Source organism: Thiocapsa sp. (genome assembly GCF_035467215.1).
Taxonomy (GTDB): domain Bacteria; phylum Pseudomonadota; class Gammaproteobacteria; order Chromatiales; family Chromatiaceae; genus Thiocapsa.
The window spans coordinates 1-5,101 of record NZ_DATITZ010000208.1; the positions used below are offsets into that span (position 1 = coordinate 1).

General features: G+C 64.5%; 6 protein-coding genes. 1 reads left to right on the top strand and 5 read right to left on the bottom strand.

Annotation, left to right across the window (positions count from 1 at the left end):
* Positions 1 to 18: 18 nt before the first annotated feature.
* Both groL and VLR48_RS11565 read right to left on the bottom strand, forming a co-directional pair.
* A complete protein-coding gene (groL, locus tag VLR48_RS11560) occupies positions 19 to 1,644 on the bottom strand; it encodes a chaperonin GroEL (RefSeq protein ID WP_325291932.1) in 1,626 nt (541 codons plus the stop codon).
* A gap of 58 nt (positions 1,645 to 1,702) precedes the next feature.
* Entirely contained in the window at positions 1,703 to 1,990 is a 288-nt protein-coding gene (locus VLR48_RS11565; RefSeq protein WP_213455750.1) for a co-chaperone GroES, read from the bottom strand.
* A gap of 318 nt (positions 1,991 to 2,308) precedes the next feature.
* Between VLR48_RS11565 and tcdA the strand changes: the two genes are divergently transcribed.
* The gene (gene tcdA / locus VLR48_RS11570) at positions 2,309 to 3,133 is read left to right on the top strand and encodes a tRNA cyclic N6-threonylcarbamoyladenosine(37) synthase TcdA (RefSeq protein WP_325291933.1); all 825 of its coding nucleotides are present in this window, start codon (positions 2,309 to 2,311) and stop codon (positions 3,131 to 3,133) included.
* A gap of 93 nt (positions 3,134 to 3,226) precedes the next feature.
* Here tcdA and VLR48_RS11575 read toward each other — a convergent pair whose 3' ends face one another.
* Genes VLR48_RS11575 through VLR48_RS11585 form a run of 3 tightly spaced genes read right to left on the bottom strand, consistent with a single transcriptional unit; the run spans position 3,227 to position 4,947 of the window.
* Entirely contained in the window at positions 3,227 to 4,141 is a 915-nt protein-coding gene (locus VLR48_RS11575) for a 5-bromo-4-chloroindolyl phosphate hydrolysis family protein (RefSeq protein ID WP_325291934.1), read from the bottom strand.
* 19 nt (positions 4,142 to 4,160) lie between these two features.
* The gene (locus tag VLR48_RS11580) at positions 4,161 to 4,307 is read right to left on the bottom strand and encodes a hypothetical protein (RefSeq protein WP_325291935.1); all 147 of its coding nucleotides are present in this window, start codon (positions 4,305 to 4,307) and stop codon (positions 4,161 to 4,163) included.
* A gap of 16 nt (positions 4,308 to 4,323) precedes the next feature.
* A complete protein-coding gene (locus VLR48_RS11585; protein ID WP_093028637.1) occupies positions 4,324 to 4,947 on the bottom strand; it encodes a V-type ATP synthase subunit D in 624 nt (207 codons plus the stop codon).
* Positions 4,948 to 5,101: the final 154 nt, after the last annotated feature.

Consider the following 5,101-nt stretch of genomic DNA (forward strand, 5'->3'; position numbering starts at 1 on the left):
CTTCGGATCACTCCTCGATCAGTGACCGTGCCCGTGGCCGGCGGCGGCCGGAGCGGCCGCCTCCTCGACGGGCTTCTCGACGATCAGCGTCTCGGTCGTCAGCAGCATCGCCGCGATCGAGGTCGCGTTGACCAGCGCGGAGCGGGTCACCTTGACCGGGTCGAGGACACCCTGGGCGACCAGGTTGCCGTACTCGCCGGTGGCTGCGTTGTAGCCGAAGCTGGCAGTCCCCTCGGCGACCTTGCTCATCACCACGGATGCCTCGTCGCCGGCGTTCGTGACAATCTGACGTAGCGGCTCTTCCAAGGCGCGGCGGGCGATGGCGATGCCGAGATCCTGGTCGCTGTTGGCGCCCTTCAGACCGACGACCGCGCCGATCGCACGGATCAGGGCCACGCCGCCGCCGGGGACGATGCCTTCCTCGACCGCGGCACGGGTGGCGTGCAGGGCGTCTTCCACACGCGCCTTCTTCTCCTTCATCTCCATCTCGGTTGCGGCGCCGACCTTCACGACCGCCACACCGCCGGCCAGCTTGGCCAGACGCTCCTGCAGCTTCTCGCGGTCGTAATCCGAGGTGGTGTCCTCGATCTGACTGCGGATCTGATCGCAGCGGCCTTTGATCTCGTCATGCGAGCCGGCGCCGTCGATCACGGTGGTATCTTCCTTGCCGATCTGGACGGTCTTGGCCGATCCGAGATCGTTCAGGGTCGCCTTCTCGAGCGACAAACCGACCTCTTCGGAGATCACGGTGCCGCCGGTGAGGATGGCGAGATCCTGCAGCATCGCCTTGCGACGATCGCCGAAGCCCGGCGCCTTGACCGCGCAGACCTTCAGAATACCGCGCAGATTGTTCACGACCAGGGTCGCCAGCGCCTCGCCCTCGACATCCTCGGCGACGATCAGCAGCGGCTTACCGGCCTTGGCGACGGCCTCCAGTACGGGGAGCAGGTCGCGGATGTTGGAGATCTTCTTGTCGTAGAGCAGGATGTAGGGCGCATCCAGCTCGGCCTTCTGGCTCGTCTGGTTGTTGATGAAGTAGGGCGAGAGGTAGCCACGGTCGAACTGCATGCCTTCGACCAGGTCGAGCTCGTTTTGCAGCGACTTGCCTTCCTCGACCGTGATGACGCCTTCCTTGCCGACCTTCTCCATCGCCTCGGCGATGATCTCGCCGATCGAGGCATCGGAGTTGGCGGAGATGGTTCCGACTTGGGCGATCTCTTTATTGGTCGAGCAGGGACGCGAGAGCGCCTTGAGCTCGGTCACGGACGCCTCGACGGCCTTGTCGATGCCGCGCTTGATGTCCATCGGGTTCATGCCTGCGGCGACGGCCTTGAGGCCCTCGCGGACCATCGCCTGGGCCAGCACGGTGGCAGTGGTGGTACCGTCGCCGGCGATGTCGGAGGTCTTGGAAGCGACCTCCTTGACCATCTGTGCGCCCATATTTTCGAGCTTGTCTTTGAGCTCGATCGCCTTGGCCACGGACACGCCGTCCTTGGTGACGGTCGGGGCGCCCCAGGACTTCTCGATCACGACGTTGCGGCCCTTCGGACCCAGGGTGACCTTGACTGCGTTGGCGAGGATGTCCACGCCGCGGAGCATTCGGGCACGGGCTTGCTCGCTGAAGGAAATCTGTTTTGCACTCATGGATTGCTTGCCTCGGTAAAGCGAAATGGGGGATGTGGCGGACGCGGGTGGTTGTCCGCTATTCGATGACGCCCATGATGTCGTCTTCGCGCATCACCAGCAGCTTCTCCTCGGAGAGCTTGACCTCGGTGCCTGAATACTTGCCGAACAACACGCGGTCGCCGACCTTCACATCCAGGCGGCGGACATCGCCGTTGTCGAGCAGCTTGCCGTTGCCGACAGCGATGACCTCGCCCTCGATCGGCTTCTCGGCGGCCGAGTCCGGGATCAGGATGCCGCCGGCGGAGGTGCGTTCCTCCTCCTTGCGGCGAACGACGACACGGTCATGCAAAGGACGTAGGTTCATAAACGACGTGACTCCTTGAGCGAAGAAACTGAAAGTTCGCGATCTCGACGGGCTGTTAGCACTCGGCCGGATCGAGTGCTAACAATCTAGAGAAAATTCCCGGGATGTCAAGCGCTGCTGAACCGCGTCCGGAGTCATCCGATCCGGTGTCGGTGATTTCGACCTCGGGTTTCTCAATGGCTGTCGAGGGACGCGGTTCAGAAGTATTCGGTTTTCGGCAACTTGCGGCGAGGCTTGCGGGGGCGTTGGAGGTTGCGGGATCGAGGTCGTTCTGAGCCGAGGCTTTCGGTCCGGACGCAGATCGAGGATGATGCCGCGATGGATACATCGAACACTCCCGCGCAGCTTGATACGGAGGTTTCGGTCGGGCGCGAGGCGCGTTTCGGCGGGATTGCCCGACTCTACGGGGCGGTGGAGAGTGCGCGGATCGCGGATCTGCATGTCTGCGTGGTCGGCGTGGGCGGGGTGGGATCTTGGGCGGCGGAGGCGCTCGCGCGCACCGGAGTGGGCGCCATTACCCTGATCGACGACGACACCATCGAGGCGGGCAACGTGAACCGCCAGAGCCACGCCATGACCAGCCAGCTCGATCGGGCGAAGGTCGAGGCGATGGCCGAGCGCATCCGCGACATCCATCCGCTTTGCCGATGCGAGCCAATCCGCGATTTCATCACCGATCGGACACTCGAGGCGTATCTGAGCCGCGGCTATGACGCGGTCATCGACGCGATCGACAGCATCCGTTTCAAGGCGGCGATGATTGCACACTGCAAGCTGCATAAGATCCCCATCGTCACGACCGGGGGTGCGGGCGGACGGCGCGACCCGACCGCGGTCAGGGTGGCCGATCTGACCCGCACGGAGCACGACCCCTTGGCCTCGAAGGTGCGGCGACGTTTGCGCGAGGTTTATGGCTTCCCGCGCGACCCGAAACGGCGTTTCAAGGTCGACTGCGTCTACTCGCTGGAGCAGCCGGTCTATCCGCAGGCGGATGGAAGTGTCGGCCACCAAAAACCCGGCATCAGCGGAGTCTCGCTCGACTGCCGGCTCGGCTACGGGTCGGCGAGTTTCGTGACGGCGACGTTCGGGTTTGCGGCTGTTTCGAAGGTGATCGAGATGGCGGCTAAACCGCCTCCGGAGTGAACCGCGTCGCGTCGACCTCTTGGGCATGCTGCAACGTTGCGTAGCGCATCGGCGGTTGAGGATCGCTCCTCGACGCGGTTCATTCGACGCGGTTCATAAGAGCCCTTCGCGCTTCAACTGGCTCGTCAACACCTCGATCTGCACATCAAGATCCATGATGTCGGACTCCAAGAGCTTCCGGCGCTGGTCCTGAAACACCTCCTCGATGCTCGTCAGAACACGACGGAAGTTGGCGTCGAGATCCGGCGAGGCGGCGCGTTGGTGGGTCCTTGCGTAGCCTTCGACGACACGCTGCACACCGTCGAGGTAGACGTTGAGAAATTTGCGGGCACGGCGCAGGTCACGCGGATCCTCTTCCAGCAAGGTCAGGATCTCGCGCGCGAGCGCGGCGACGCGCCGCAGCCGTTGATTGAGCTCGGGTTGTCGGATGTCGCGGCTCGATTGCTCGACTGCGGCGATCGAGCGCTCGGCTTGCGCCAGAGCGGCAAGCACCTGGTCCGTGGTGTCGAGCCCGGAGGCGGCCGTCACGCGCTTGGCTTCGCCTGGATCGCCCCCGTAGAAGAGCCGACACCCGAGCAGGGCTACGAGCCCGAAAGCGAAGGCAATGCCCGGATGGTGCCCGACACCGAGCCAGGCGGTCAGGCCGGTGCCCAAACCGATCAGGACGCTGCCGACGGCTTTGAGCGGCCACGGCATCTTGGCGACGAGACGGTGCGCATAGGCGGCTTCCGCGACCAGCCCGCGCCACAGCAACCAAGCGCCACCCAGCAACAGACCGTAACCGACGGCGTTGCCGATCATCGGCATCAAGAGCCCGCGTGCCATGGCGACGACCGCGGCAACCAAGACGGGCAGTGTCAGCAGGAACATCAAGAGACCCTTTGCCGGGCTCGGCTGATCCGGGATCGAACGCCGCTCTTCACGGCTGCCGAGGAGCTTGGCGCGGACGACCAAGATCAGGATGGCGATCGCGGCGAGGATACCGACAAGCGCAAGCACGCGGATCATGGATGCGTCTCCCGAGGCATCAGCGAGGCGGAGCGGCGTGCCGAGCGGTCTCGGCCGCGGCAGAAGCAGGAGACGAGCAGGAGACCGCCAGTGCCTGCCAGGAGGCGACGCCGACGGCGGCCAGGATCAAGAGCAGCCCCAGTACCTTGCGCGGGAAGTCGGGCATGGCGTTGGGTCGCTCCTCAAGCCTCGGCCCGTTGCCGCAGCAACTTGACCTGGAAGAGCGTGTTGCGCTCCTCCTCTTCGAGCGATGACTGGATGAAGTGGATGGTTCGCCGATAGAGCGGAATGATGTTGTACTTGAGCGCGTTGACCCGCTTCTGGGCCTTGCGTTGCTCTTCCATCAGACGGTGCAGCGCGGTTTCGACCTCGGCGAGACGGGCGAGCAGCACGCAGGCGTTGGCGAGATTCTCGCGGGTGGTGTCGAAGCTCGCGTCCGTCCCCAAGAGACCGACCGGCTTGAGCGGGATGCGCTCGCTGGTCACGGCGGGATATTCCACCCCGAGCGCGCGGCGCGGCAGGATGTCGACCGTCAGCGCCAGCTCCGAGCCGAGCGCGGCTTGATGGATCCCGCGGCTGCCCATGCGCAGATGGGTGATGCTGAGACAGCGGTAGGCCTCGGCGAGGGCCTTTTCGGACGCCTCTCGCAGCCGCCGATACTCGCCGATGCGCTCGTAGACGAGGCGCGTCAGCAGCTCGCGCTTGCGTTCGAGCAGGTCGTGGCCTTCCTCGAGAAACTTCTCCTGTTTCTTCAGTCGGAGCAGCGTGTTCTTGGTCGGCGGAACCTTGATCAGTTGTTGTGCCATCTGGACTCTCTCAACCCGAGCGAAGGGTAGCCGTCCTGGATGTGCCCGCGCTCATCCGGCGGTAAAGGTTGAATGATCGCATGATCGTCGTCTCGGATGCAGCGCTTGCTGCACGGGGATCCCAGGGCGCCGGCCTGTCGATCTCGTCGGGCCG